Below are 26,787 nucleotides of genomic sequence, written 5' to 3' on the forward strand. Positions count from 1 at the left end.
ATGACAAAGCTAATTATTCACTTAGTTTCAGACTCTTCCGTGCAAACTGCAAAATATGCAGCAAATTCTGCCCTTGCACAATTTACTTCCGTAAAACCAAAATTATATCATTGGCCAATGATTAGAAATTTGGAATTGCTAAATGAAGTATTAAGTAAAATAGAATATAAACATGGGATAGTATTATATACGATTGCCGATCAAGAACTCCGAAAAACTTTAACGAAATTTTGCTATGAATTAAAAATTCCATGTATTTCTGTAATAGGTAAAATTATTAAAGAAATGTCTGTTTTTTCAGGTATTGAAATAGAAAAAGAACAGAATTACAATAATTATAAATTTGATAAAACTTATTTTGATACACTTAATGCCATAGATTATGCTATAAGACATGATGACGGACAAATGCTTAATGAATTATCAGAGGCTGATATAATATTAATAGGTCCTTCTAGAACTTCTAAGACACCGACTTCCGTATTTCTAGCGTATAACGGTTTAAAAGCTGCCAATATTCCTTATGTTTATAATTGCCCCTTTCCTGATTTTATAGAAAAAGATATAGATCAATTGGTAGTAGGACTCGTTATTAATCCAAATAGGTTAATTGAGATAAGAGAAGCTAGATTAAATCTATTACAAATTAACGAAAATAAAAGCTATACGGATTTTAATATAGTACAAAAAGAGTGCCTAGAAGTCAGAAAAATTTGTGATCAAAGAAATTGGCCGGTAATTGATGTGTCGACTAGATCAATAGAGGAAACAGCAGCTTTAATAATGCGAATATATTATAATAGAAAAAATAAATATAATAAATAAAAAGATTTTCATTATTTACAAGTAGAAGCCTGTACTTTATAATTTTATTTATAAATATAGATGTTGTCCATATGAATCCGAAAGCAACACTATGTCATTCCTAGCTAAAAGCGACTTTGTTGTATAGATTGAAAAACCTACTCGATGTCATCCCCGCCTACACGCGGGGATGACATAAAAGCCATATGGACAATGCTACAAAAACATAGAGGAATTTATGGCAAATAACGTAATGGATAGCTCTTTTAAAAAGGAAGTATTAGAATCGGATTTACCTGTACTGGTTGATTTTTGGGCAGAATGGTGCGGACCGTGTAAAATGTTAACACCGATAATAGATGAAATCAGTAAAGAATTACAAGGCAAAGTAAAAGTACTTAAAATGAATATTGATGAAAATCCTAACACTCCTTCAGAATACGGTATTCGTAGTATTCCAACGATAATGTTATTTAAAAATGGTGAACAAAAAGATACTAAAATAGGTTTGCAACAAAAAAATTCTCTTTTAGATTGGATTAATAAATCTATTTAATATTTATTTTATGTCACTTAGCTATCCAAAAGTATTTATAGAGATAACTAATGGTTATGTTGAAGGTATTGATACTCATAAAAGAGCTCAAGGTTTAAAGCATTTCTTCTTGAAAAAAGGAGTCTCTCTTTCTCCAAATATACCTATATTAAACAATATTAATTTTTCTTGTTATGAGGGAGAAAAAATAGCTTTTATAGGGAGTAACGGTTCGGGAAAAAGTTCGTTTCTAAAGTTAATCGCCGGAATATATCCGTTAAAATCCGGTACAGTCAAAGTTCATGGAGATATTGCGGCAATTATAGATATGGGAGTTGGTTTTGAGTCTGAGCAAACTGGTCGTGAAAATATAAAAATGTTAATGCTATATAATAATATGCTGGATAAATATAGCAAAAAAATTGAAAAAGAAATTATAGATTTTTCAGAACTTGGTAGTAAAATTGATTTACCGATAAAAATTTATAGCTCCGGTATGTTATCACGTCTTGCTTTTTCTGTATCGATATTTCAAAATCCGCAGATTCTATTACTTGATGAAGTTTTTGCGGCAGGCGATAGCTATTTTATAGAAAAATCTCTTAGTTTAATGAAGAATAAATTTAAAAATACTCCTATTTCAATAATAGTAAGCCATCAAGAAGAAATTATAAAAGATAATTGCGATAGATGTATTTTATTAAAAGACGGCAATATTATAGGTGATGGTACACCATCGGAAATGTTTAAAATCTATAACCAACAACAAGGAAATTCATAAATGATAAAGTATTTTTTTTCTAAAAAATACTGGCGGGCAATAGCATTACTAGTTAAAGCTTCTATAATTAGGCAAAATAAAGATTCTTTTTTAGGTTCTTTATGGAGTTTAATTCAGCCTTTTATTCACATAATGGTAATTTCATATTTTTTCGGTTTTTTATTAAAACAGCCGAGAGAATTTATGGTAATGAACTTAGTCGGTGGTATTCCTTTGTGGAGTTTTATAGTAAGCAGCTTAACGATTTGTTCAAGTTCTTTAGTTACACGTGATCAAATAATAAAAAAAGTTAGAATTTCTAAGACTTTTTTTCCTGTTGCGGATAGCTTAGGGCAATTATATACTTTAATTTGCTCATTTTCGGCAATGTATTTTGCTTTTATTTTATTATTTCCAGAAAAATTTTCTTGGCAAATAATATTTATGCCGATATTAATTTTGCCCTTAATAATATGTGTGATTAGCGGTTCTATCGCAGTAGCATTTTTAACGCCGTATATTCGAGATATTCCGCAAATGTTGAGTGTTATTCTTGGAGTTATTTATTGGAGTATACCTATAGTTTATCCATATTCGCTAATTCCGGAGTCTAAAAAGATATATTTTGAATTTAATCCGTTCTTTTTAGTTATAAGACCCGTACAAGCGTTGGTGATTGACGGAACATTACCAGGTATGATGCTGATAGTTAAGTCTATTATAGTTGCATTTATTACTGTTTGTATCAGTTATTTAATTTATAGACAATTTTCTAAAAGAGTTATTTATTATTTATGAAACTTGGTTTTAATCTAAATTTTAATGAATTAGATTTAACCGGACTTAAAAAATTAGATCAAATATTTTTAGATTATCTCTTTAAAGCTGATAGATCTTTGCATAAAGATTTAATGTTATTTAGATCGACTCCTCTCTCCATTATTCCAAAAGATTATTCCGAATTTTTGCTAAAAATTTCCCCTCATTTAGACGATTTTTTAGCAGAGTTATTTTGTATTTCAAAAGAAATAACGATATCAAGGTTAAAATATAAAGATTTTGATATTATTTATGAATGTAAAAGAAAATTTGTTCAACGTGTTGCCGTAAAAAAATATCCACTGGAAAAAATAAAAGATATTGATTTTGAAGATGTGTATTTAAAACTAACTGATTTAATAGGTGCGAATTTTACTTCTAGAGAATTTGCCAAACAAATAATTATATGGCAACAGGCAGAAGAAAGTTTTGCAGAAGAATTAGACATAGCAGCTAGGTATGCTGCGTATAGGGTTTATTTGTGTGAGAGTATCAAGCCACAGGATAACATCCTATTCAACCTCCCACAAAAACTAGATAAAGAAAATCTAATAGACGATAAAAAAATATTAAAATATCAAAAAAATGAGAGAGTAGATTTTGACTATACAGATTCTTTTTTAAATCTAGATGAAGCTTTAAACCATTCTCATTATTGTATTTATTGCCATAAGCAAGATAAGGATAGCTGTTCTAAGGGATTACTGCAACCTCAGAATCGTCATTGCGAGGAGCGAAGCGACGTGGCAATCTCAGGAGATTTGACGAGATTGCCACGCTCCTTGCAGTCGCTCGCAATGACGGATTTAAAACAAGGCTGCCCGTTAAAACAAAAAATTTCTGAAATGAACTATGTTAAGGCACAAGGTTTTAACCTAAGTGCTCTTGCTATTATCGTTATTGATAATCCGATGGTTGCAGCAACAGGTCATAGAATTTGTAATGATTGCTCAAAAGCTTGTATTTACCAAAAGCAAGATCCGGTAAATATCCCATTAATAGAATCAAATATTTTAGAAGAAACACTTAAATTACCTTACGGCTTAGAGATATATTTACTGCTTACTCGTTGGAATCCGCTTAATATTTATGCACCGCTTCCGAAAGAACCTACTAATTATAATATTTTAGTTACCGGTCTTGGTCCTGCAGGTTTTAGTCTTAGCTATTATTTATTACGGTCAGGTCATAATGTTGTGGCTATTGACGGTTTAAGAATTACTCTACTGCCTTTTGACGTTCATAAGCCTATAAAATTTTGGCATGAATATAAAAATTTGTTATCGGAAAGAATGCCAAGAGGATTTGGAGGGGTAGCGGAATATGGGATTACTGTTCGGTGGGATAAAAACAATCTCGATATATTGCGGCTAATATTAGAGAGAAATAATAATTTCAAATATTATGACGGAGTAGCTTTAGATTTTAATATAACGAAAGAACAAGCTTTCGATTTGGGTTTTGATTATATAGCTTTTTGCATTGGAGCAGGTCAGCCGAAAGTTTTGGATATAGAAAATTTTGAAGCTAAGGGCGTAAAAACGGCTTCTGATTTCTTAATGACTTTGCAAAACGGAGGGGCATTTTTGAAAAATTCTAGTACTAATATGGTAATTAGGATGCCGATTGCGGTAATAGGCGGCGGTCTTACTTCCTTAGACGCAGCAACGGAAAGTTTATATTACTATAAAAAACAAGTAGAGGAATTTGCCGAAGATTATATAGAAAAAGATTTAACGGAGGAAGATAAAGAAATAGCTGAAGAATTTATTGCTCATGCAAAATTGTTTAAAGAAGCTAAGAATAATGAAGAATTAAGAAAGGTTTTTAATAAGCTTGGGGGTGCTACTGTCTACTATCGTGGAAGATTACAAGATTCGCCGGCATATAAATTAAATCACGAGGAGCTAATATATGCATTAGCACTCGGTGTTGATTTTAAGGAAAATATGCAACCTTTAAGGATTAATATTGATAAATACGGTCATGTGGAATCTGTGGAGTTTGAGAATCGAAACCGTCATTGCGAGCAGTCAAAGACTGCGTGGCAATCTCAGGAGTTTGACTTAACAAGATTGCCGCGTCAATGCTACGCATTTCCTCGCAATGACATCAAAACCAAAACCGTGATTATGGCAATCGGTATAGAAAATAACACTCAATTCGATGAGGATAAATATAGCTATTTCGGTGATTGTAATCCTAAATATTCGGGTAGTGTAGTGAAGGCTCTTGCTAGTACCAAAGAAGGGTACGATGCTATTAACAAAAAGCTTATAAATAATAATCCTAGCTTTAAAGGTAGTTATAAAGATTTTTGTACGCAGCTTGATTATTTGCTGACTTCTAGGGTTAATAAAATAAATATTTTAGATGATAAAACTTTTGAGTTGATAATTCATTCGCCGCTTGCTGCTAAAAATTTTAAGTTCGGACAGTTTTTTCGCTTACAAAATTATTCTGAAGATGCTGCTAAGTTAATAGAGCCTGTAGCCTTAAGCCCTATCGATATTGATGTAGAAAAAGGCTTAATTAGCTTTATAGTTTTTGAAGTCGGTAAATCTACTAGCTTATGTAAAACATTATCCGAAAATGAGAAAGTAGTTTTAATGGGACCGACAGGTTCGTCGCTAGAAATACCTCAAAATAAAAAAATAGTTATTGTTGATTTCGAAGTCGGTAATATAGGCTTATTAAAAGTTCTAAAAGAAAATAATAATGAAGTTATATTTGTTACCTATCCTGATATAAAAATCCGTAAATTAGTTTTAGTGGATATAGTAATAATTAATGCTTCTCCTGAAATAATAGAAGAATTGCAAAGTCTAAAAAATGAAATATTCAGTGAAAATACAAAAATAATAGTTAGCGTTAATTCATCGATGCAATGTATGATGAAAGGAATTTGCGGACAATGTATTCAAAAAGTTAAAGGAGAGCAGAAATATATTTTTGCATGTAGCCAGCAAAATCAAAATGCAGAAATAGTTGATTTTAAGAGCTTGAAAACTCGTTTACGCCAAAACTCTTTGCAAGAAAAAATGAGAAAATTAGTGGCTAATTCATCCATAATTTAATATAATAGCTTCAATTAACTCTTCTAGTTGTTTCAGGTGATAATTCACCAATTTTTTTGAATTTTATCACTTCTTATAGCACTAATTTCATCAACCATAATATGAGATTCTAAATTAAAACCATTTAGCTCTGTAGGAGTCAATAACAGGTGAAAAGTTGTGGGGCATCTATTAAATCCGTTGTGAAGGCAAACTGTTATACTGGGATGATTTTTATATAAATTAGATTGAACAACAACAGCGGAGCGAGGTTTACCATAATCTCCAGATATTACACCAAGCAACAATATATCTTTTTTTAATTTCTATTATTTCCATTCATCTAACCAACTTTCTTCATTGTGTTTTAACCATAAGTTGGCATCAGGATTGTTTTCTTTACTAGCTAATAAGGATTGACGTTTAGCTTCTTTGGCTAGGTCTGAATTTTCTAGTTGTTTAAGATATATACGTATTGCTTCACCTAATTATCCAGCTTTTTTCACGGTGTAAATCATAAGTTGCTTTTTCAAGTTTTTATTTAAATTTATTTCTAAGCGTATACTAGTCGTAATACTTTTTGTCATTTTTATCCTCCTTATAATATTTAATTGTAACACAAAGTGTTACATATCGCTAGTTAAATAAATTTACTTCTCAAAACGACAAAATGCTCTACTACTATCTTGATTAAGAAAATCGATAATTTGTATTACTATAGAATTATTGTTATATTTCTCAGCAACTTGTTTTATACGCTCAGCAAAATTACCTTCACCTGAGAAGATTTCTTCGATAGCTTTTAAAGCACTTAAAGACTTTACTTTATCAAACCCTTTTCTATTCATACCGATTAGATTTAAGCCCTCAAGCACCGCACGTTTGCTACTTACAAGCCCAAACGGTATTACATCTGCTCCGACCGGCGATAGCCCGCCGATCATCGAATATTCACCGATTCTAGCATATTGATGTACGGCAGACAGTCCGCCGATTATTGCATAATCACCTACCCCAATATGACCTGCTAGGCTTACATAATTAGCAAATACTACATTATTGCCGATTTTACAATCATGACCTATATGGACGCCGACCATAAATAAATTATTATTTCCTACTCTTGTCATCATTCCGCCGCCTTGGCTTCCTGCTTGTACCGTAACATATTCTCTAATAGTATTATTAGAGCCAATTATCGTGCTTGATCGCTCATTAGCATATTTTAAGATTTGTGGAGGTTGACCTATTGATGCAAAAGGATAGATTACGGTATTTTCGCCGATTTCGGTAATCCCTTCAATTACTACATGGGATTTTAGCTCGACATTGTCATGAAGCACAACTTTAGGACCTATAATACAATACGGTCCGATTTTTACGTTGTTACCAAGCTTTGTACCTTCTGCAATTACAGCTGTAGTATGGATATTAGAATTTGACACTATGTCCCTATGTTTTATCTTTAATCATTGCGGTAAACTTACTTTCTGCAGCTATTTCACCTTCGACCGTAACCGTACTTGAAAATTTCCATACGTTAGCTCTTTGCTGATCAATAACAGCGTGGATATGCATAGTATCCCCCGGCTGAACAATTCTACGAAATTTTGCATTTTCGATAGTCATTAAAAACACTTCTTTATTCTTAGTAGAACCTAAAGATTTAGCAACTAATATAGCAGCTAATTGTGCCATAGCCTCAACCATTAGAACACCGGGCATAACAGGCCTTGCCGGAAAATGTCCTGTAAATTGCGGTTCGTTAACAGTAACGTTTTTAATACCTGTTATTGATTTGTTAGGATCGATTTTAAGTACTCTATCTACTAATAAAAATGGATAGCGATGAGGTATCCAATCCATGATTTCGGTAATATCTATGATCATTTATTTAGATCTCTTCTTTAATGTAAATTTTCCGTCATTGCGAGGAAATTATGAAATAATTGACGAAGCAATCTAGTAAAAAGTACTAAAATCAGCACTTTTTTCTAATTTTTTTGGATTGCCACCGTAGCCTATGGCTGCTCACAATGACGACTCAGGTATTCATGCAACAACAAAGCTCTTTTCAATAGCAAGCTACTTTTTTAATTTGCTATTAGAGGTCTTTAGTAATTGTTTCATAATAATAGATTGTCTATGCCAATCCATAATAGGAATTGCAGGGCTGCCGCCGACAATTTTACCTGCTTCTATATTTTGTGCTACACCGCCTTGTGCCGCTACCTGTGCCCCGTCGCCTATATTTAGATGTCCGGCGATTCCTACTTGCCCTCCAAGAGCACAATATTTACCGATCGTGCTACTTCCTGCTATACCTGTCTGTGCTACGATAATAGAGCCTTTACCTATTTTGACGCCATGCCCTATTTGTACTAAATTATCTATGCGGCATAAATCTTTTATAATTGTATCTTGAAGTGATCCTCTATCAATAGTAGTGTTTGCACCAATTTCAACATTATTGCCGATTTTAACTATTCCTATATGAAATATTTTGTGATGTACGCCTTTTTCGGTAGAAAATCCAAACCCGTCCTGTCCAATTTTTGCACCTGCAAGTATTACGACGTCGTCGCCTATAATTGCATAATTTATTGAAACATGTTGTTCTATTCTAGCGTTTCTGCCGATATTTACTCCTCTACCTATAAAACTTCCAGCTTCTATAATACTATTATCACCTATAATAACATCGTCTTCAATAACTACATTGTGACCTATATAACAATTTTTTCCGATAGTCGCCGAATCTGCAACAATAGCGGATTTCATTATTTTAGTAGGGTATGATTTAATAGGAGCATAAAAAAAATCTATTAATTTGCTATAAGCAAAATATGAGTTCTGGGCGTGTAATAAAACAGTATTTGGATTTGCTTCTCCCGTAAAATTTTTCGGCACTATACAAGCAGCAGCTTTGGTAGTTTTTAAAAATTCGGAGTATTTAGGATTGCTTAAAAAGCTAATATCATTTGGTGATGCTTCCTGCAGAATTTTAATATCATGAATAGCTATATCTTCATGAATCTTAGGAGGTGCTATAATATCGTGTAAAAAATCTATAATTGCTGTTAGTTTTCGTGGCCCTAGATTTTTATAAAAATTACTACTTACCATATAACTTTAAGCAAATTAATCATTAGCGACAGTATATAAGTGATAGTTTTATTATGCAACAAAATTTACAGGTGGAATAAAAGGTATTGCTAAGTAAAGAATGATGTCGTCATTGCGAGCAGCCGTAGGCTGCGTGGCAGTCTCATGAAATAATAACAAACTCCTGAGATTGCTTCGTCAATTGCTATGCAAATTCCTCGCAATGACGGAAAAACCGATCCACGCAACAACGTCTACTTGATTGTAAGATCTAGGAAAAAAATAGATAAAAAGTCACAAATATTAATTTACGTTTTATTAAGAAGAATTAAATTAATATATTGTAGCTATTTTTTGTTACTGAATTATAAAGCTTTTTTGAAATAGAAGTAGCTATTTTAGTACAAATCTTATCAATTTTTACAAAAATATTAATAATCTAATGTCTTTTAATAAAGCCTAAATTATATTAACTAAATCAAGGTATTGAAAATGTTAGAAATAAAGAACTTAGCCTTTGTAGGTGGTGGAGTAAAAGTCATCGCGTATGCAGGGGCTCTAAAGGCATTAAAAGACAAAGATTGTTTAAAAAAATATCCAGAAAGTAGTTGGAGCTTCCGGTGGTGCAATAGCTGCTTTCTCCATAGCACTAGGATATCAACCGGAAGAAATTGAGGATATACTTAAGAAAATTGATTTTAATAAATTTTCAGATCATACTAGTAAATAGGACCAAGTGTATAATCTTGTATTCTACGGAGGGTTAAATTCTGAGAAATATCTAGAAGAATTTTTAAGGCAATATTAAAAAACAAGGGATTTGACCCCGATATTACTTTTAAACAGCTACATGACAGTATTTCCGGAAATTCTATCTTATGAAAATGCTCCTGATGAGAAAGTCGTAAAATTCGTATACGCTTCAGGGGCTTTTCCTATATATTTTCAGCCCGTACAAAAAACTGTCCAAGGAGTAGTTTCAACATATGTGGATGGTGGAGTTACGAATAATTACCTGGTTGAGGTGTTTGATGATAAAACTGCAGCACGAAGCCTCCCTCAAACAGATAATAAAAATTATAAAACTCTTGGGTTTAAACCAATCAATAAAGAAATATTAGAAGCTTATCAGAATGGTACAGAACCTAAACCGTTTGTGGATACTACTACTGTTGTGGATCAACTATATGCATTAGCTGAAGTTCTCACAAGCTTTGACTTGATAAGTTGTTTTCAGAATCATGATAGAACAGTTTTTATTGATGATCATAATATATCAGCTTTAAGTTTTGATATCACAGCTGAACAAAAAGAAGCATTAATAAATTCAGGTTATTCTGCAACTTATGACTATGTGATGAGAATAGAGAATATAATGCTTGCAGGACTAGGAGTAAACGATTAATGATAGCCTTGTATTATAACAACGCGAGTGGATAACCCGCTATTCGCTTTAATCTTGTTTTACAGATAGCATAAAAGGTATTGCAAAATAAAGATTGATATCGTCATTGCAAACGACTGTAAGCTTTGTTGCATGGCTCGAAAAACCCACTCGATGTCATTTCCGCGAAAGCGGGAATGACATAAAACGAGTCATGCGAGCAATATTGACTTGTTTAAAGTTTTGCTTAGAATCATCTTAGAACAGCTAAGGTTGTTCTGGAGTATAGAAACCTCCATCAACAGGCGGTAAAATTACCGTTAAATTGGTTTATTCCTCGATATTTTACGGTCGGGGAGGTAGGTAGTCATGTTCAGGGCTTAGAGTATTAACTTTAAGCCTAAAAACTACTCAGCTGTTCTTGTTGACGGTGTTTCTAACTCCCTGATCACCAATCGGGCTTTAACTTAGATGCTATAGGATTAAATTTTGAGACTGCTGAAGATTTAGGATTTTTTATCATAAATTTTTTATCATAATAAATACTTATTAATAAATAGGCATGTATTATAAAGTAAACCCACTATTTTGTAAAGAAAATACTAATTTTTTAATTAAAGTTAATAACTTGAAGCATTTCTATTGGTATTTCACCCCTACTATTTTAACTCTTAATAAACACCAATTCGTTATCGGATGAGTGTTTAGTACTAAATGCATAACCTAAATATGAGAAATTCTTAAGTAGCTCAGGTGAGTCAATTAGGTTGTTAGCAATAACCTTGACCATCGCCCCTCGAGCTTTTTTAGCATTTATACCGATTGTTGATAATTTACCGTTCCTATTTTCTTTAAAATGAACGTTAACTAATTGATATTTAAGTTTATTTGGGTTTATTACAGATGAATATTCTTGTGATGCTAGGTTGAGTAAATATTTATTTTCCTGTTTAGCAAGAATTTTATTAATATAATTAGTGACTTCATCTTGCCAAAAGTTTGTTAAATTTATTTCATTTAATTTTGTTGCCATTTCTAATCTATACGGCTTAATAGTATCTAGCGGTTTTAAGACTCCGTAAAGTCCTGATATAATAAGCAAATGTGATTGCAAGAAATTTAATGCATGATTAGTTAATTTTTCTATATGTATATTATTAAAAACATCTCCTGCATAAGCAAAAATAGCCGCTTTACTCTCTTGATTATCAAAATCCTTAAATCTTTCTTTATTTATATGTGCAAGTTTTGCACTTATATTCATTATTTTCGATAATTGATTCTCAGAATAGCTTTGGAGTGTAGAAAGTAGTTTATTAGTTAACGTAAGGAACATTGGAATCGTCAGCTCCGTCTTGGGAGCTAACTTCTCGAAATTTAGAGTTTTAGCAGAAGAAATAATAGCAAACATTTCTATCTAGCCGGAGTACTCGGAAGAGATGAAGTAGTGCTAGCGATATTTCTGTTAGTACTATCGATTGTTTGCATAATTGTATAGCTTGGATCACCGTCAAGCTCTACTACTTCTTTGGGTTTCGTAGTTTTTGGACCGGTACAGCCAATTAAAGCTATAGAAGCAAATAAAATTATTAAATACCTTATCATAAATACCCTGTTTTAATTTTACACTTAAGATAGCTGCCTATTATTATAATGTCAAGTGAGAGGAAAATTTTATTACCCTACCCTATAACCTTTCAGTAATAGTCTAAAGATTCTTCATAATATTTTAAATCTAATTCTGCATAATTTAAATTAGGTTCATCTTTGCTTCTTTCTATTTCGGGTTCAGGTTTAAGCTTATCATAATTTTTTCTAGTTTTTAAATAATATTCTAAAGTTTCTTCATATTCCCATCTAGGTAGAGGGTGATTATCAGATTCTTTTTCTAAATATATCATTATTGATGATGTTTTTTCCTTTAAAGATTCATTACATAATTCTTCAACAATAGGATAATATTCTTTCTTATTCAGATACTAAAGGCATGATTGTTGGTGTACTATCATTTAAGTAATTATATAATGCTTCAAAAAAAGAATCATATTGCCCATTACCTATAATATCGTGATATATAAAAGAGTCTATATTAAGTGCTTGAATAATCAGCTTCCCATCTATCGATAATATTTTTTTGAAGAGTTCTAAATCTTCAGTATGAAGAGCCATGGAAATTTATTCCTTAAATAAATTTTTAGGCATTCTGTAATAAACCGTATTATAGAATTTTTCGCTTTCAGGAAATTTGCGTTTGCGGATAGAGAAATTACCGAAATTTCTGATTTCGATACGCTTTTGTTGTTTAAGAGATTCGTTTAGATAATCTAAAATTAAATCTACTGAATCTTTAACATCTTCTTTAGAAAGATAATTCAGCTTATCATGTATTTTATCTATTAAATAATTCTTAGTAATCATTATTAAAAAATCGCTTTGATTCCGTTAAAACTATTTTTAAAAAAACTAGGTGCTATACTATCAAAATCTTCAAGTATTATGTCCATTAATTTTGGTTTTAATTGATAATCTTTAACTAGTAGATTAACATTAATTTTCTGAACTTCCTGTAACCATTTTAATGCAGTATCTTCCGAGCCTATAGCATCCACAAGCTTTAACTTTAAAACCTGACGACCTGAATATACTCGTCCGTCTGCGAGCTTTTTTACTTCTTCTATAGGAAGATTACGCCTCTCTGAAACAAGTTCAAGGAAGAAATTATAAGTATCTTCTATATTGTCCATAATGGCTACCCGCACTGCTTCCGTCAGTTTTTCGGTAGGATTTGGGACAGCTTTTAATTCACCCGATTTGAAATTATTAAACTTAATCCCCAATTTTTGAGCAAGCTCCGTTACCTCGGCTGTTTGTAGTATTACACCGATTGAACCCGTAATAGTTCCGTTATGGCTGATAATATAATCACCTCCAAGAGAGATTAAATAACCGCCGCTTGCAGCCATTGTTCCCATAACTATCACTACCGGCTTTTTTGCGGATATTTTACGCAGAATATTATAAATTTTTTCAGCGCCGACTTACCGTACCGCCGGGAGAATTTACGTTAACTATTAACGCTTTAATATGAGAATCATCGATTATTTTTTTGAGTTTTTTGTCACGCTTTTCGTCTTCAAGAATTATTTCATTAATACGGAAGCTATATAGTCTTCATTACTATTAATAGGTAACACCTCTTTTGGAGCAAAATCTTTACCGACTAGTAAGAATACGATCGCAATTAAAATAATAGCTGCTAGCTTCCAAATTAACAAACGAGATTTTATTTGTCTTCTTTCAATTAAATAATCAGGTGTTATACTCATGATCTTATATACTTTTTTAGAATACTAAATGCAGACCTATACTGTGACAGGCGTGAGGAGCGAAGCCTATAATATAATAGGGTGAGGCCGACGCACAACGAAGCACAATATAGGTATCAATTGACTATAGACCGTTCTTAGGACGTTCAGGACTCTTCATCATCTCAAAAAACTCACCGTTAGTTTTAGTATTTTCAAGTTTTTTGAGTAAAAATTCTATTGCTTCACTGCTACCCATTGGATCGATAATACGACGAAGAACCCACATTTTATTTAATATTATTTTATCTACTAATAAATCTTCTTTTCTAGTTCCTGATCTAGTTATATCAATAGCCGGATAAATACGCTTATCGGCAATCTTACGATCTAGAACTATCTCGGAATTACCTGTACCTTTAAACTCCTCAAAAATTACCTCATCCATACGAGAACCGGTTTCAATTAAAGCCGTACCGATTATAGTAAGCGAACCGCCGTTTTCAATATTTCTTGCTGCTCCGAAAAATCTTTTAGGTCTCTGAAGAGCATTAGCATCAACACCGCCCGTTAATACTTTACCTGATGACGGCACTACGGTATTATAAGCACGAGCTAAACGTGTTATCGCATCTACTAAAATTACCACATCTTTTTTATGTTCTACTAAACGCTTTGCTTTTTTGATAACCATTTCTGCAAGCTGCACGTGCCTACTTGCCGGTTCATCGAAAGTAGAGCTAACAACCTCCCCACGCACGGAACGTTGCATATCGGTTACTTCTTCAGGTCTTTCGTCTATTAACAGTACTATTAAAAATACTTCCGGATTATTGGTTGTAATTGCATGTGCTATATTTTGTAATAGTACGGTTTTACCTGTACGAGGCGGTGCTACTATTAATGCACGTTGTCCTTTACCCATAGGGGCAACAAGTTCAATAACCCGTGTACTAAAATCCTTACTATCTTTACTATTATTTTCAAGTTCTAATCCTAATTTTTCATCAGGATATAAGGGGGTTAAATTATCAAAATGAACACGATGATAAGCTTTAGAAGGGTCTTCAAAATTTACTCTATTGACTTTCAGTAAAGCAAAATAACGTTCTCCGGCTTTTGGAGCTCTGATCTGACCTTCTACAGTATCACCGGTACGCAGACCAAAGCGACGAATCTGACTAGGAGAAATATAAATATCATCAGGGCCTGCTAAGTAGTTTACTTCCGGCGAACGTAAAAAACCAAATCCGTCAGGTAGTACTTCAAGTACCCCCTCTCCCACTATTAAAACTCCCTGCTCTACGGATTTTTTCAAAATTGCAAAAACTAATTCTTGTTTAAGTAATGAATTAATATTTTCAATTTTTAATTCTTCTGCTTGAGCTTGTAGTTCCTCCGGTAATTTACGTTTTAATTGTTTTAAATTAATAATATTACCGTTCTCTGCAAAATTATTATAATTGTTATTGGATTCGGTATTGTTAAGTTCTGTTGTGGATTCTTTATTAGTTGTGTTCATTATTTTATTATTAATAGATTATAATTGAAAAGTTGAGTTAGCAATCAAGTTTAAAGGTAAGTAATATACTTATTTAAGTTAGGAATCAAATTAGATTTTTAGAAAGTTTTATGTATTCTTGCGGTTTAAAGAATTATTTATCTTGTTAGCTTATAAGAGCTGGCTATGTATGTAAAAGCATACTAACAACGTTAATAGCACATTGTCAACCCAAATCGTCATTGCGAGCAGGTAATCGGTAAATGGTCATTGCGAGAAAATTACGAAGCAATCTTGGGAGTTTATTATTATTGCATGAGATTGCTGCACAGCTTACGGCTGCGTAGCTCATGACGACCCTGGTAACCTTCTTCTCGCAATGACGGATGAATCAATCCACGTAACTCTAGCAATCCTTTGATTTTAACAATAACACATTTGTATTAAGTAATGGTATGCATACGTTTTTAACTTCATTTAATAAGGCCTCATTGCTTATTTCTTGGTTTAATTCGTTGCGTACCGCATCAAATATTTCTCTTAAACTTTTCTCTTCTACCATATATTTAAAAATATATTTAGTGCTTCTCAATATCGACATTGAGATATTAACATTATTTAATATCCCATTATTAATAGTAAAATTAATAGCATTATTTACTGCTGAAGGATTAGATTCCAAATGCTCATAAATTTGTTTAGCAAAATTGGCAATATTATGGAAGTACGGTATATTATCAAGGTCATCAAGAGAGGCTACACTATCTTTTTGATTTGATACGTAAAATGAATGTTTAGTAATATTACCGGTAAGTATTTCGGAAATTGCTTCTCTAGTTACTTTATCCATCTTTTTAGTTTTTTGTAGAAGTGAAAAATCTTTTATATAATTTTCCGGTCTTAATAAAATTTTCTCTAAAGGATCAAGATAATCAACAAAATTTAAGCTTGCTTTTTCTACGAATTCATATAACTCAGGAACGGAATAGGCTCTATCCTATTTGTTCAGGAACATATCATAAACTCCGACGTCACCGAAATTTTGGTAATCTGAAAATAACTCCCAACCTCTTTTATACCAGTTAGTAGCAGGCAAATTATCTAGAATTAGCTTCCCGTTCATTACTTCTTCGATACGGCTTTTAGTATCTTTATTTATCATTTTCATTACATCCTGAATTTGATAAACACCGGTACGTCCGTATTTAGCATATACCATTAAACCCATACCGCCGGTCGGCTTTAAAGAATCTTTTAGATTTTTTAAACCTTCATCAGGATTTGCTAAATGATGAAGCACGCCGGTACAATTTATATAATCGAATTTTCCAAGTTTTAGATTAGGTATATTTAATATTGAATCATTAATCCATTTAATATTTCTAAGACCTCGTACTTCTGCATGTTTTTGTGCTACTTCCATGCTAGGCTTGCTGAAATCTAGATATATTATTTCGGCATTTTTATCTTTTAACTGCTCGGCAAGATAAATAGTCGCATCACCGGTGCCGCCGCCTGCTATTAAGCATCTAAAATTATTATTAAAATTTTCTTTTCCTTGATATAGAAAATGGTTTAATTCTCCTAAGAACTCACCGCATGTTGCAAATAAATATTCTTGTTCTTGATTTGGGTCTCTGAAAGGATAAGGATAATCTTGATAATGCTCTTGTACTTCTGCTAAGTCTTTAGAAATTGTAGTATTTTTTGTTTTCTTTAAATTTCTCATAAATTATTATTTTTTAAGTTGTTATTATATATACTTAGTCTATCTACTCTTTTAGAAGTATATCTTTTATAATTAATTGAATAGTATAATTATCTTGCCAATTATTAGTTTTTAACGTTCCTATTGCGGCAATATTTTTTGCTTTAGGGCTTAATAAAACATCTTCAAATGCAGTTCCTACCGAATTAAAAGCAATAGCAGATAAGGCTTTATTACCAAAGCCTCGCTTATTTGGAACAAGCATACATTTAATATGCTTACTTCCAACGATATCCGCTTTTAATACAAATAAATCATCAAATTTAAATATAGGCTCATGATTTTCTTGACCGAAAGGCTCTAAAGTGTTTAATTCCTCCATTAAAGGGAAATTCACACTATTAACCGTTAAATCAATATCATATTCCGCATGCTTATAATTTTCTAGTTTAGTTATACTAATTCTAAAAGCATTATTAAAAAAATTCTGTAATTCTTGTAATTTTTCAGCCGTTACGGTAAAACCTGCCGCCATAGCATGACCTCCGCCTGCTATTAGCAAATCTTTGCTTTTAGCATTGATAATTTCAGCACCAAAATCAATACCTAAAATAGAACGGCATGAAGCTTTACCAATCCCGTCATTTAAAGCTATAACTGCCACCGGCTTATCAAATTTTTCTTTTAATTTGCCGGCAACGATTCCTATAACGCCTGGATGCCATCCTTCTTTTACGATAAATAATAAACTACTATCTTGTTGTGTCAAAGCAATTTCCATCGCTTCTTCTATCATTAATAACTCAATTACTTTACGCTCATTATTGTGTTTTTCAAGTTCTTTAGCTAATTTATTTGCTTCATTAGAACAACTAGTAGATAGGAGATGAGCCCCTAAACTTGACTTTCCTACTCTACCGCCTGCATTGATACGCGGACCTAGAATAAACCCTAAATGATAACATTTTGGTATTTCATGAAGCCCTGCCATATCATATAATGTTTTAATCCCTATATTTTGCCTTTGTTGTATTACTTTCAATCCGCTTGCAACAAATGCACGATTTAAGCCTGTTAATTTCATCATATCGCAAACAGTACCAAGAGCCACTAAATCTAGATATTGCATTAGATTAGGCTGAAGCATTGTTTGCGTGAAATAATTTTGCTTCTTTAAATTCGATAATATTGCAGTTGCAAATAAGAAAGCAACTCCTACGGCTGCCAAATGTTTATATTCGCTTTTTTCATCAATACGATTTGGATTTACTATAGCTACTGCATCCGGTAATATTTCCGTAGCTATATGATGATCGATTACTATAACATCAAGGTTAACGTCTTTTGCGTATTTTAGGGCTTCATGTGCCATAGCACCGCAATCAACCGTAATTAATAATTCTGTGCCGTTATCTTTAATTTTTTGCATAGCAAAAGGAGTTGGACCGTATCCTTCAGCTATACGATCAGGAACATAAATATCACATAGTATATTTAAATCTCTAAAAATATTTTTAAGTAAAGCGGCTGAAGTAGCACCGTCTACATCATAATCGGCAAAGATACATATTTTTTGGTTATTTAAAATAGCTGTAACAGTTCTATCTACAGCCTTTTCCATGTCAAGTAGATGAAAAGGATCAGGTAATAAATTTTTGATTTTCGGTCTCAAGAAATTTTCTACTTCCTCTAGATTATTTACTCTTAATGATACTATCCTAGCAAGTAAATCACTAATTTTGAAACTACGACATAACTCGGTGACTATATCTTCGTTAATCAGTTTTTGCTGCCAGATTTTACCGTTTATAGATGCTTGTGGTTTCATTTGTTTATTAGGCTGTATTTTTGCTGTATATCGTCATTGTGAGTAGGCATTGTTGCGTGGATCAATTTCACCTCTGTTCACCCCGTGGTCAAGCCACGGGGTGAACAGAGGTGAAATTGATCCACGCAACAATGCCTACTCACAATGACGATATACACTTATATCTCCAAAAGTTTTTTAGCTTCATCATCTGCAATTAAAGCTTCAACAAACTCATCTAATTGTCCGTTTTTAACTACTTCGTCTATCTTATAAAGTGTTAAGTTTATTCTATGGTCGGATACTCTTCCCTGTGGGAAATTATAAGTACGTATCCGCTCCGAACGATCTCCCGAACCTACCTGCCCTCTTCTGCTATCGGCTCTTTCTTGTTCCTTTTTACGTCGTTCTTCTTCATAAATTCTAGCACGTAGAATTTTTAACGCCTTTGCTTTATTTTTATGCTGTGACTTCTCATCTTGCAAGGCTACGGTAATACCGGTAGGGATATGAGTTATACGTACGGCAGAATCGGTAGTATTAACGTGCTGTCCACCAGCCCCTGAAGCTCTATAAGTATCGATTCTTAAGTCTTTATCTTCAATTTTAATATCAACCTCTTCAGCCTCAGGAAGTACTGCAACCGTTGCTGCCGAAGTATGAATACGTCCTTGTGATTCCGTTTCCGGTACTCTCTGTACTCTATGAACGCCTGACTCAAATTTGAGCTTAGAAAATACATCTTTGCCTTTTATTGACGCCGATGCTTCTTTATAACCGCCTATTCCCGTATCGGAAATTGCTAATATCTCAAAACGCCATCCTTTTAACTCAGCATATCTTTGATACATATTAAAAAGTACGGCAGCAAAAAGTGCCGCTTCTTCTCCGCCGCTTCCTGCTCTAACTTCAATAATAGCACTTTTACTATCCGCATCATCTTTTGGTAATAAAGCAATTTTTACGGCTCTTTCAAGTTTTGGTAACGAATTTTCAAGAGTGTATATTTCGTCTTCAATCATTTCTAAAGTGGCATTATCAAGTCCCACTTCTAGCTTAAAATTATTTGCTTCTTCAAGCTCAGATTTAGCCTTATTATATTCTTTAATTTTTGCTACAACATCTTCAAGTTCTGCATATTCTTTAGATGCCTTAACAAACTCGTCTCCCATAATGCCGGAAGATAGTGTGTTGCCTAAATTTTCGTATTTGTCTAAAATTTTTGCTAAATTATCTGAAAAACGCATGTTATTTTATTGTGATTTGTTTATGGGTTAGATTTCAACGTTATTGCGAGAAGCAACTGAAAGTTGCGACGAAGCAATCTCAGGATATTTGACGAGATTGTCACGCAGCCTATGGCTGCTCGTAATGACGACTTATATCAACATCAAAACGGGACTCTCTATAAACTTTTTAAATGCTGCCAAGAACTCAGCACCGACTGCTCCGTCTACTACTCGGTGATCGGCAGAAAGAGTTACGTCCATAATTGTTGCTATAGTTATTTGATCATTCTTGACTATAGCACGTTTTGCACTAGCTCCGACGCCCATTATACAACTTTGTGGTGGGTTAATTATAGCATTGAAATTCTTAATACCGTACATACCGAGGTTAGAAATGGTAAACCCTCCGCCCTGAAATTCTTCAGGGGTTAATTTATTATCTTTTGCTTTCTTTATTAATGCTTTCATTTCACGAGATAGTTCTAGAATGTTTTTTTGATTGGCATTTTTAACTATCGGTGTAACAAGCCCGTTCTCAATCGCTACCGCTACTGAAATATCGACATTATTGTAATATCTAATTGCATCTTCTCCCCAGCTAGCATTGGCATTTGGCACTTCTTGTAAAGCTTTGGCTACTGCTAAAATAATAAAATCATTAACCGATATCCTTGTTGATTTATCTTCAGAAAAAGATTTATTAATGTCTTCTCTTATATCTAACAATTTATCGACATTACATTCTATAGATAAATAAAAATGTGGAACTGTTTGTTTAGATTCAAGCAGACGCTTGGCTATAATCTTGCGGATATTATTATTTGGTACTAAACGATATTCTTCAGGATTTCTGCTAACTATTTTATTATGAGCAGTGTTAGGAGTATATGATAAGATATCTTGTTTGACTATTCTACCGTGCGGACCGCTACCTTTCACGCTCTCAAATCTAATATTTCTCATTTTTGCAAGTCTTTTTGCAAGCGGTGAGGCGAATATTTTACTAGCATCATGTTTTATAACTGTTACCTGTTCTTCTACATTAGTTATATTCTCGTGGGGTTTCGGAAGATTAGCATCTGTTTTCGGTGACGGTGATACACTATTATTTTTTGCAATAAACGCATCAATGTCTGTTTTTTCTTCTCCCTCTTCACTTAACACGGCAATTAAAGAGTTAACAGGTACATTTTGACTATTTTGTGGGATAACTATTTTGGCAAGTATACCTTCGTCTACTGCTTCTACTTCCATCGTTGCTTTATCGGTTTCAATTTCAGCAATTACTTCTCCAGGATTAACTTTGTCCCCTTCTTTTTTTAACCACCTAGCTAGATTTCCTTCCGTCATAGTTGGAGATAAAGCAGGCATTAAAATTTTAATCGGCATAACTTATTTAGATTTGACTTTTTATTGTTGTTATTACACGTCATTGCGAGGAGAGGCCAAGCCTCGACGCGGCAACCTCATGAAACAGTAAAATTCCTGAGATTGCCACACTCTCTACGTTCACGCGCAATGACGATTTGAGTAGCTATTGCACCTTAATATCAGAGCTAACGATCATTATCATCTGTTTACCTTCCATTTTAGCATGCTGATCGATTTTAACGAGTCCTTCGAGCCCTACTTCTATACGTTTAAATAGTTCTTGACCGACCTCTTTATGAAGAATCTCTCGTCCCTTAAACCATAAAGAAATTTTTACTTTATCTCCGTCTTTTAAAAATTCTTTTATTTTTCTTAACTTAGTTTCAAAATCACCTATACTAATATTAGGTTTAAATTTCATTTCTTTAAGTACGATGATTTTTTGTTTTTTGCGTGCTTCATGCAAACGTTTTTTGCTTTCGTACTTAAACTTACCAAAATCTAGAATTTTACAGACAGGGGGTACAGCATTCGGTGATATCTCGACTAAGTCAAGACCGGCTCTTTCCGCCATATCTAATGCTTCTCTAATATTTACGACGCCGTGCATTTCGCCGTTTTCGCCTACTAAACGCACTTCTCTAGCTCTGATTTCTCTATTAGCCTTAGGAAAATTATTTTTAGAAATAAAATGTCTCCGTATTATGTTTATAAATAAATATATATTGCATTTAACTTATTTTATTTAAAATTACAAGTAAATAAAATATTTTATCTTTAATTTTATTTAGAAAGTTTTAAAAAAAATTGAAACTACAAGGCAAATTCCAAATATTAATAAACAGATTCGTGTTAATTTAGCGACTCTTGCCTGTATTTTCAAGTTTTTTAGGTCTATAGCATGCTTATGAGCTTGCTCTTGTTGTGCCATATGCATTAATTCCTGTAAAGTACCGGGATAAATACTCTCATACTCACTGATTAAATCAATTGGCGGTAATATATGTTCAAATTTTTTACGGTAAAAATTATTATCAGGTTCGTTTACACTAAAAGTCTTAGCATAACCTTTATTTAATCTATTATTTTTGTTAAAAAAATGTTTAGTCTCTTTCATATCCCTGTTTTATTTTTTGAAATGTATATAATATATTACTTTCAACTTTTTTAAAATAATCAATTAATTGCGTTTCTTTTTTTTTGCTGTTGTGTGGAGCTTTTCATATTTATTATATTCTGTAGCTCTGCATATACTAGTTTTATAAAACTTTGTTTCATTGATTATACTAAATTTATAAAATCTGTTTTTGGTATTAGCGGTTCGCCCCTAAAATTTATAGCATTATTAAATTTATTGCAACAGGTTATAAAATTTTTATCACATCCGGCAGTAATTTTTACTTCCTCGGCATCTTTAACATAATCCGGTATAATATCCTCTAATATAATCAAATCACCGAAATTGCTTAGCACTTTACTGTTAAAACGATTTTGCTGAATATAATTTGACCGCCGTTATAATAGCCGTTTTCCTCAAAAATACCTTCAATGATTATATGGTTTTGTGCGGAATCGTTAAATTCTGCTTCTTTTAAATCTAAACTGGAATTCGGTAAAAAAACTCTCTCTTCACTTTTTATAGCATGATCGCTATTTGTTAAGTTTAATTCCTCACCGCTAGCTCGCTTAATTTGAAAACAATAAACAAAATTCGTAAGCTTTGTAATTACCTCTTCAATCGCAATACTCATATAATCACCTCCACTAACTCTATGTTGTATAACGCTATAGAACCGTCATTACAAAAACTATCTATACTAAATCTAACTGCTACGTCAAAAGTAAAATAAGCAGTTAAAATTACATCTTGACCTAAGGGACTTGGTAAGGTCACTATACCATCGTTGTAATCTACAATGCCCATAGTTCTTACATTATTAATGTATAGAATGACACTATTATTAACCGGTTTAGTGATAACTCGTTCGTAAGGAGCAATAGGATCGCCATATATCTTCCTTAGCTGAAATTTATTTAAATTACCGTCCCCTTTAGCAATAACTTCGTTAATTCCTCTATAATCTGCATAATTCCTAAATCTCAAAGCAAAATTACTGCCACATCTTGCTTTAAAAAAGCTATTAAATTGCTCAAATTCCGTACTGCTTAACCTTGCATTTTTGATTAAATATTTCTGACTCGTTAATTGCGAAAGGATCTTCACTATTTTGCTGTTGACATATTTCAATAGTTTTGACGTGAGTAACAATACTTGGTTTGAGAAATTTTTCATTAATATTTACTGACAATAAGGAGGTATTTATACATTGTTCATGCTTAAGTTCTCTTCCGACTAAGACCATAATATCTCTAAAGTGTGTTATATTTATATTTTGAAGTTCCTAATTAGGCATTTTTTATTACTGCGTCATATAATTCTACTAAACCTTCACATGCGTTATTATTACCCGTAAATAGTGTACATTTAAAAGCTTTTTCAATTTTATAAAATCTTGCATTAATGTACGAATGTTATTAGAAGAAAGTTTTTTAAATTCGTTTAATGGCTCATATGCATTTGTTAAAAACGCTTGAGACAGATAACTTGGGTTGTTATTCTCTTGGGGCATATATTTATTACCTTGTTAAATTGGAGCTTAAGTAGAAGTTAACAAAAATTAAATCTACAATTTAAATTTAGTAATATTTTTGCTAAAAAAAAGTTCGGCAGTGGAAAAAGAGATTATTTTTTTGGACGGTAGTTGCAATATTATTCTGCCGGTATTATCGATATCTTTAAAAAGACCGGTTACTATATCATTTTGATATTTAACGCTAATATTTTCATATAACTTATAAGCATATTCTAACCATTTTTTTCTAATAAAAGGAAAACCGTTATTATGCCAAATTTGATAATATTCTTCAAAATTTTCTATTAATATCTCAAGTAAAGCTTGCGGTTCCATAGGTGGTAGATTTTCGCTTATTAAGCTAGTAGTAGGCTGGTCGATATTATCAGGGTGATAGGTAATATTAATGCCGATACCGATAATAAGGTAATAATTATTTTCTACTTTAACAGATTCAAGAAGTATACCGGCAATTTTCCGACTGTTAATTAATACATCATTGGGCCATTTTAGTTGTATAATGTTATTTTCGTTCCTTATGTCATTCCCGCGAAAGCGGGAATGACATAGAGAACTATGGGAGTGACATAAAGAGGTTATACTATCATAAACGCTAAGTGCCGTAACAAAAGATAATTGCGGCAATAATTCTAGCTCTTTATCAGGCTTTATTAGTAAACTTACATGTAAGTTACCTGACCTAGACTGCCAGTTTTTGCCGCTTCTACCACGTCCATTAGTTTGAGATTTGGCAAGTACTGCATAGTTTGAATCAACTTTAGCATTCTGAGCCATTTTCATAGCCTCAGAGTTTGTACTGTCTAGCTTGTCAAAAACAATTAGTTTAAATTTACCGATATTCATTTTTTTGAGTAGCCGTCATTGCGAGGAAAGGCGAGCTTTGTTGCATGGCTTGAAAAACCCGCTTGATGTCATTCCTGCGAAAGCGGGAATGACATAAAAACACCTAACTCGCCCCCTACTGACATGACTTGTAGCTACACTATGTTTGCTTTGAATTTTTGGTGCTTCGCTTTTACTCTTAGTTATAAAGCTTTCTAAATCTTGTTTAGTAAATTTAAACTTAGCAATATTTTCATCAAAGGTTTTAGTTTTATCAAATCTTGCATCTTTATTTTTATCTATTCCAAGTACCTCAATGAAACTATCTTTTATTTGACTTGAAGCAGCAGTATCATTTAAGGTATACAATAAAGCGTTCAATGAGTTTGTATCGGCTTTTAGTGTATTATTACGACTAGTTGCAGCAATAATTACATATTCTTTAAGCTTTTCATTTAATTCTTTTTCGTTTAATGCTCCGGTTTTACAAAATGATAATAACATCTTTGCTTGATCATCATGATTTTCAATAACTCCTTCTTGCCATTTAGAAGTATTATTTTCTTTTGACTGAATAAACATTTCTAACAATTTAGTGCCAAATGTTTTATGTAGATTTTTATTATCATAAACTTCATAAACATTATAGTAGAAATTTTTGATGGTCAAATATTTTATCTGCTTCTTTGCCAAGGTCATGATTATTCAAATGTTCTCTAGTTTGACAATATCCTTTAGTATGCAAATAATTAGAATATTTTTGTGCATCTTTGAAATCCAAAGTATCTATTCCGGTAGTATCTAAAACAGCAGTGTTTAAAGCATTTTCACGTAACTGTTCATTAGTTGCTCTTAGAGTTTCAGTATATTTAAATTTTCCTCCTACTTTTGCAAGTGTCTTAAATAATATATCAGCTAAAAACTTTACGATATCACTTGGGCTTTCAAATTTTTTTGCACTATATATAGCAATATTTGCATCAGCTTCCATACCCGTACCAAAAGCCATAGCTAGAGTTCTACCTTGTTTTTTAGCTAAGGTAATCTCCTCCATATTATCAGTTATTGCTTTTGTATCAAATTCCAGTTCATTGCCTTTAAAATATTTTGTCGGTATATTATCTCTATATCTGCCGTCTATATATTTTTTACTGTCAATTTCTACCGGCTTAAAAACAAGCGGTATAGAAGCAGAAGCACAGCAAGCTAAAGTAATTTCAACATTTGGCGTATCAAAGCTATTGAAAATAGTTAGTTCACTTGTCTCTTGCTGAGTTGCCATAATTACTAAATCTTTATACTGCACTGGATTGTATTTTCGCAGTAACGCTATATCCTTAAAATATATTTTACCGTCTTTTTGGTTGTATCTTTCTCTTAATTCATCAAGAGCTTTATCATCTTTAACATTTACTATATCTGATCTCTGTAAAAAATTTCCTATATTTTCTTTAATAACAAGTTCTAATAGAGCATATAAAGGTTTACCGTCTTTATTTAACTGTACTATATCCGCAGAAAATCCTTTTTTTCCAAGTAAAGTTTGCAGATTTGTATTTTTAGAAATTTCTTCAAATCGCTCAGGCGGGTGTCCAAAGAGCTATCACTGTGGCAGTTATAGCACCAGCGGAAGAACCTGCTACCGCCTTGACATTATCTAAAATACCAGCTTTTTTTGCTGTCTCATAAGCTCCGGAATATATTGCTCCCTTAGCTCCTCCTCCACTAAAAGCTATATATTCGATAGGAGCTTTCTGTGCTTGCTCTAACTCCTGCAATGTTTTTGTTTGATTGCTAGAAGATTGTTGAATTTTTTTAGGTCTTTTAACTCCTCTAATATATCAGATTGCTCATTAACTACAGGAGTTTGTGACTCTTGCTTCAGATTATTAATAATAGGATGTTTTCTTACCTTTATATCAGCCAT

At 32.6% G+C, this 26,787-nt stretch carries 26 protein-coding genes and 4 pseudogenes; 7 read left to right on the top strand and 23 right to left on the bottom strand.

The features are described 5' to 3' along the window. From RPR_RS00005 to RPR_RS00025, 5 genes are all read left to right on the top strand, one after another. Entirely contained in the window at positions 1-825 is an 825-nt protein-coding gene (locus RPR_RS00005; RefSeq protein ID WP_012736332.1) for a pyruvate, water dikinase regulatory protein, read from the top strand. A 217-nt stretch (positions 826-1,042) separates the two neighbouring features. Further along, positions 1,043-1,360, top strand: coding sequence for a thioredoxin (gene trxA, locus RPR_RS00010; RefSeq protein WP_004997015.1), 318 nt, complete (start codon positions 1,043-1,045; stop codon positions 1,358-1,360). A 10-nt stretch (positions 1,361-1,370) separates the two neighbouring features. Beyond that, positions 1,371-2,120, top strand: coding sequence for an ABC transporter ATP-binding protein (locus RPR_RS00015; protein ID WP_004997012.1), 750 nt, complete (start codon positions 1,371-1,373; stop codon positions 2,118-2,120). Continuing rightward, positions 2,121-2,897: an ABC transporter permease gene (locus tag RPR_RS00020; protein WP_012736333.1), complete on the top strand. Its 777-nt coding sequence runs from the start codon at positions 2,121-2,123 to the stop codon at positions 2,895-2,897. Beyond that, complete coding sequence (locus tag RPR_RS00025) at positions 2,894-5,995, top strand: FAD-dependent oxidoreductase (RefSeq protein WP_012736334.1); 3,102 nt, start codon at positions 2,894-2,896, stop codon at positions 5,993-5,995. Before RPR_RS00020 ends, RPR_RS00025 begins: the two co-directional genes overlap by 4 nt. A gap of 44 nt (positions 5,996-6,039) precedes the next feature. On the opposite strand, the gene RPR_RS00030 is transcribed toward RPR_RS00025, so the two are convergent. The 5 genes and pseudogenes from RPR_RS00030 to lpxD form a co-directional block, all read right to left on the bottom strand. Beyond that, positions 6,040-6,279 carry a type II toxin-antitoxin system PemK/MazF family toxin gene (locus RPR_RS00030; RefSeq protein ID WP_012736335.1) on the bottom strand — a complete coding sequence of 80 codons (240 nt, stop codon included), beginning with the start codon at positions 6,277-6,279 and terminating at the stop codon, positions 6,040-6,042. 24 nt (positions 6,280-6,303) lie between these two features. Beyond that, positions 6,304-6,561, bottom strand: a pseudogene (locus tag RPR_RS09635) (CopG family ribbon-helix-helix protein). Between the two features lie 63 nt (positions 6,562-6,624). Next, positions 6,625-7,419: an acyl-ACP--UDP-N-acetylglucosamine O-acyltransferase gene (lpxA, locus tag RPR_RS00040; protein ID WP_012736336.1), complete on the bottom strand. Its 795-nt coding sequence runs from the start codon at positions 7,417-7,419 to the stop codon at positions 6,625-6,627. Positions 7,420-7,426: 7 nt separating this feature from the next. Beyond that, positions 7,427-7,864, bottom strand: a complete 438-nt coding sequence (gene fabZ, locus RPR_RS00045; protein WP_004997000.1) for a 3-hydroxyacyl-ACP dehydratase FabZ — start codon at positions 7,862-7,864, stop codon at positions 7,427-7,429. Positions 7,865-8,059: 195 nt separating this feature from the next. Continuing rightward, complete coding sequence (gene lpxD / locus RPR_RS00050; protein ID WP_012736337.1) at positions 8,060-9,100, bottom strand: UDP-3-O-(3-hydroxymyristoyl)glucosamine N-acyltransferase; 1,041 nt, start codon at positions 9,098-9,100, stop codon at positions 8,060-8,062. Between the two features lie 622 nt (positions 9,101-9,722). On the opposite strand from lpxD, the gene RPR_RS09840 reads away from it, so the two are divergent. Together RPR_RS09840 and RPR_RS00065 are read left to right on the top strand one after the other, a co-directional pair. After that, positions 9,723-9,809 (top strand): hypothetical protein, encoded by an 87-nt coding sequence (locus tag RPR_RS09840; RefSeq protein WP_350223204.1) that lies wholly within the window; start codon positions 9,723-9,725, stop codon positions 9,807-9,809. Positions 9,810-9,899: 90 nt separating this feature from the next. Continuing rightward, complete coding sequence (locus tag RPR_RS00065) at positions 9,900-10,484, top strand: patatin-like phospholipase family protein (protein ID WP_228368857.1); 585 nt, start codon at positions 9,900-9,902, stop codon at positions 10,482-10,484. A 643-nt stretch (positions 10,485-11,127) separates the two neighbouring features. Here the strand turns inward: RPR_RS00065 and RPR_RS00070 are convergent. The 18 genes and pseudogenes from RPR_RS00070 to RPR_RS09640 all read right to left on the bottom strand — a co-directional run. Then, positions 11,128-11,874: a YaaA family protein gene (locus tag RPR_RS00070; protein ID WP_012736339.1), complete on the bottom strand. Its 747-nt coding sequence runs from the start codon at positions 11,872-11,874 to the stop codon at positions 11,128-11,130. A gap of 2 nt (positions 11,875-11,876) precedes the next feature. After that, the gene (locus RPR_RS00075; RefSeq protein ID WP_085065571.1) at positions 11,877-12,068 is read right to left on the bottom strand and encodes a hypothetical protein; all 192 of its coding nucleotides are present in this window, start codon (positions 12,066-12,068) and stop codon (positions 11,877-11,879) included. A 92-nt stretch (positions 12,069-12,160) separates the two neighbouring features. Beyond that, positions 12,161-12,364 (bottom strand): hypothetical protein, encoded by a 204-nt coding sequence (locus tag RPR_RS00080; RefSeq protein WP_016916841.1) that lies wholly within the window; start codon positions 12,362-12,364, stop codon positions 12,161-12,163. A 67-nt stretch (positions 12,365-12,431) separates the two neighbouring features. Then, positions 12,432-12,632, bottom strand: a complete 201-nt coding sequence (locus RPR_RS00085; RefSeq protein WP_085065572.1) for a hypothetical protein — start codon at positions 12,630-12,632, stop codon at positions 12,432-12,434. A gap of 6 nt (positions 12,633-12,638) precedes the next feature. Beyond that, positions 12,639-12,881 (bottom strand): HU family DNA-binding protein, encoded by a 243-nt coding sequence (locus RPR_RS00090; RefSeq protein ID WP_012150884.1) that lies wholly within the window; start codon positions 12,879-12,881, stop codon positions 12,639-12,641. A gap of 2 nt (positions 12,882-12,883) precedes the next feature. After that, positions 12,884-13,789 (bottom strand): annotated as a pseudogene (sppA, locus tag RPR_RS00095) (signal peptide peptidase SppA). Positions 13,790-13,913: 124 nt separating this feature from the next. Further along, entirely contained in the window at positions 13,914-15,290 is a 1,377-nt protein-coding gene (rho, locus tag RPR_RS00100) for a transcription termination factor Rho (RefSeq protein WP_012736340.1), read from the bottom strand. Between the two features lie 385 nt (positions 15,291-15,675). Further along, positions 15,676-16,998 (bottom strand): annotated as a pseudogene (locus RPR_RS00105) (class I SAM-dependent methyltransferase). A gap of 43 nt (positions 16,999-17,041) precedes the next feature. Further along, positions 17,042-18,805: a single-stranded-DNA-specific exonuclease RecJ gene (gene recJ, locus RPR_RS00110; RefSeq protein ID WP_012736341.1), complete on the bottom strand. Its 1,764-nt coding sequence runs from the start codon at positions 18,803-18,805 to the stop codon at positions 17,042-17,044. Positions 18,806-18,963: 158 nt separating this feature from the next. After that, positions 18,964-20,031 carry a peptide chain release factor 1 gene (prfA, locus tag RPR_RS00115; protein WP_012736342.1) on the bottom strand — a complete coding sequence of 356 codons (1,068 nt, stop codon included), beginning with the start codon at positions 20,029-20,031 and terminating at the stop codon, positions 18,964-18,966. A 132-nt stretch (positions 20,032-20,163) separates the two neighbouring features. Then, positions 20,164-21,402: a pyruvate dehydrogenase complex dihydrolipoamide acetyltransferase gene (locus RPR_RS00120; protein ID WP_012736343.1), complete on the bottom strand. Its 1,239-nt coding sequence runs from the start codon at positions 21,400-21,402 to the stop codon at positions 20,164-20,166. 145 nt (positions 21,403-21,547) lie between these two features. Further along, positions 21,548-22,108 (bottom strand): translation initiation factor IF-3, encoded by a 561-nt coding sequence (gene infC, locus RPR_RS00125; protein ID WP_085065573.1) that lies wholly within the window; start codon positions 22,106-22,108, stop codon positions 21,548-21,550. A gap of 63 nt (positions 22,109-22,171) precedes the next feature. Beyond that, positions 22,172-22,501 (bottom strand): DUF2335 domain-containing protein, encoded by a 330-nt coding sequence (locus RPR_RS00130; protein ID WP_012736345.1) that lies wholly within the window; start codon positions 22,499-22,501, stop codon positions 22,172-22,174. A gap of 164 nt (positions 22,502-22,665) precedes the next feature. Continuing rightward, positions 22,666-22,836: a phage BR0599 family protein gene (locus tag RPR_RS00135; protein WP_016916830.1), complete on the bottom strand. Its 171-nt coding sequence runs from the start codon at positions 22,834-22,836 to the stop codon at positions 22,666-22,668. Between the two features lie 14 nt (positions 22,837-22,850). Continuing rightward, complete coding sequence (locus RPR_RS00140) at positions 22,851-23,135, bottom strand: DUF2163 domain-containing protein (RefSeq protein WP_012736346.1); 285 nt, start codon at positions 23,133-23,135, stop codon at positions 22,851-22,853. After that, positions 23,132-23,608: a TIGR02217 family protein gene (locus tag RPR_RS00145; protein ID WP_012736347.1), complete on the bottom strand. Its 477-nt coding sequence runs from the start codon at positions 23,606-23,608 to the stop codon at positions 23,132-23,134. Before RPR_RS00145 ends, RPR_RS00140 begins: the two co-directional genes overlap by 4 nt. 460 nt (positions 23,609-24,068) lie before the next feature. Next, positions 24,069-24,881, bottom strand: a complete 813-nt coding sequence (locus tag RPR_RS00160; RefSeq protein ID WP_012736348.1) for a biotin--[acetyl-CoA-carboxylase] ligase — start codon at positions 24,879-24,881, stop codon at positions 24,069-24,071. Between the two features lie 111 nt (positions 24,882-24,992). After that, positions 24,993-26,787: pseudogene (locus RPR_RS09640) on the bottom strand (patatin-like phospholipase family protein); the annotation flags it as partial.

The sequence above is a fragment of the Rickettsia peacockii str. Rustic genome (assembly GCF_000021525.1).
In the GTDB taxonomy this organism is placed as follows: Bacteria; Pseudomonadota; Alphaproteobacteria; order Rickettsiales; family Rickettsiaceae; genus Rickettsia; species Rickettsia rickettsii.

Coding starts and splice junctions, on each gene's coding strand:
- RPR_RS00005 (WP_012736332.1), top strand. CDS start 1: ATGACAAAGCTAATTATTCACTTAGTTTCAGACTCTTCCGTGCAAACT.
- trxA (WP_004997015.1), top strand. CDS start 1,043: ATGGCAAATAACGTAATGGATAGCTCTTTTAAAAAGGAAGTATTAGAA.
- RPR_RS00015 (WP_004997012.1), top strand. CDS start 1,371: ATGTCACTTAGCTATCCAAAAGTATTTATAGAGATAACTAATGGTTAT.
- RPR_RS00020 (WP_012736333.1), top strand. CDS start 2,121: ATGATAAAGTATTTTTTTTCTAAAAAATACTGGCGGGCAATAGCATTA.
- RPR_RS00025 (WP_012736334.1), top strand. CDS start 2,894: ATGAAACTTGGTTTTAATCTAAATTTTAATGAATTAGATTTAACCGGA.
- fabZ (WP_004997000.1), bottom strand. CDS start 7,864: ATGATCATAGATATTACCGAAATCATGGATTGGATACCTCATCGCTAT.
- lpxD (WP_012736337.1), bottom strand. CDS start 9,100: ATGGTAAGTAGTAATTTTTATAAAAATCTAGGGCCACGAAAACTAACA.
- RPR_RS00070 (WP_012736339.1), bottom strand. CDS start 11,874: ATGTTTGCTATTATTTCTTCTGCTAAAACTCTAAATTTCGAGAAGTTA.
- RPR_RS00075 (WP_085065571.1), bottom strand. CDS start 12,068: ATGATAAGGTATTTAATAATTTTATTTGCTTCTATAGCTTTAATTGGC.
- RPR_RS00080 (WP_016916841.1), bottom strand. CDS start 12,364: ATGATATATTTAGAAAAAGAATCTGATAATCACCCTCTACCTAGATGG.
- RPR_RS00085 (WP_085065572.1), bottom strand. CDS start 12,632: ATGGCTCTTCATACTGAAGATTTAGAACTCTTCAAAAAAATATTATCG.
- RPR_RS00090 (WP_012150884.1), bottom strand. CDS start 12,881: ATGATTACTAAGAATTATTTAATAGATAAAATACATGATAAGCTGAAT.
- rho (WP_012736340.1), bottom strand. CDS start 15,290: ATGAACACAACTAATAAAGAATCCACAACAGAACTTAACAATACCGAA.
- recJ (WP_012736341.1), bottom strand. CDS start 18,805: ATGAAACCACAAGCATCTATAAACGGTAAAATCTGGCAGCAAAAACTG.
- prfA (WP_012736342.1), bottom strand. CDS start 20,031: ATGCGTTTTTCAGATAATTTAGCAAAAATTTTAGACAAATACGAAAAT.
- RPR_RS00120 (WP_012736343.1), bottom strand. CDS start 21,402: ATGCCGATTAAAATTTTAATGCCTGCTTTATCTCCAACTATGACGGAA.
- RPR_RS00130 (WP_012736345.1), bottom strand. CDS start 22,501: ATGAAAGAGACTAAACATTTTTTTAACAAAAATAATAGATTAAATAAA.
- RPR_RS00140 (WP_012736346.1), bottom strand. CDS start 23,135: ATGAGTATTGCGATTGAAGAGGTAATTACAAAGCTTACGAATTTTGTT.
- RPR_RS00160 (WP_012736348.1), bottom strand. CDS start 24,881: ATGAATATCGGTAAATTTAAACTAATTGTTTTTGACAAGCTAGACAGT.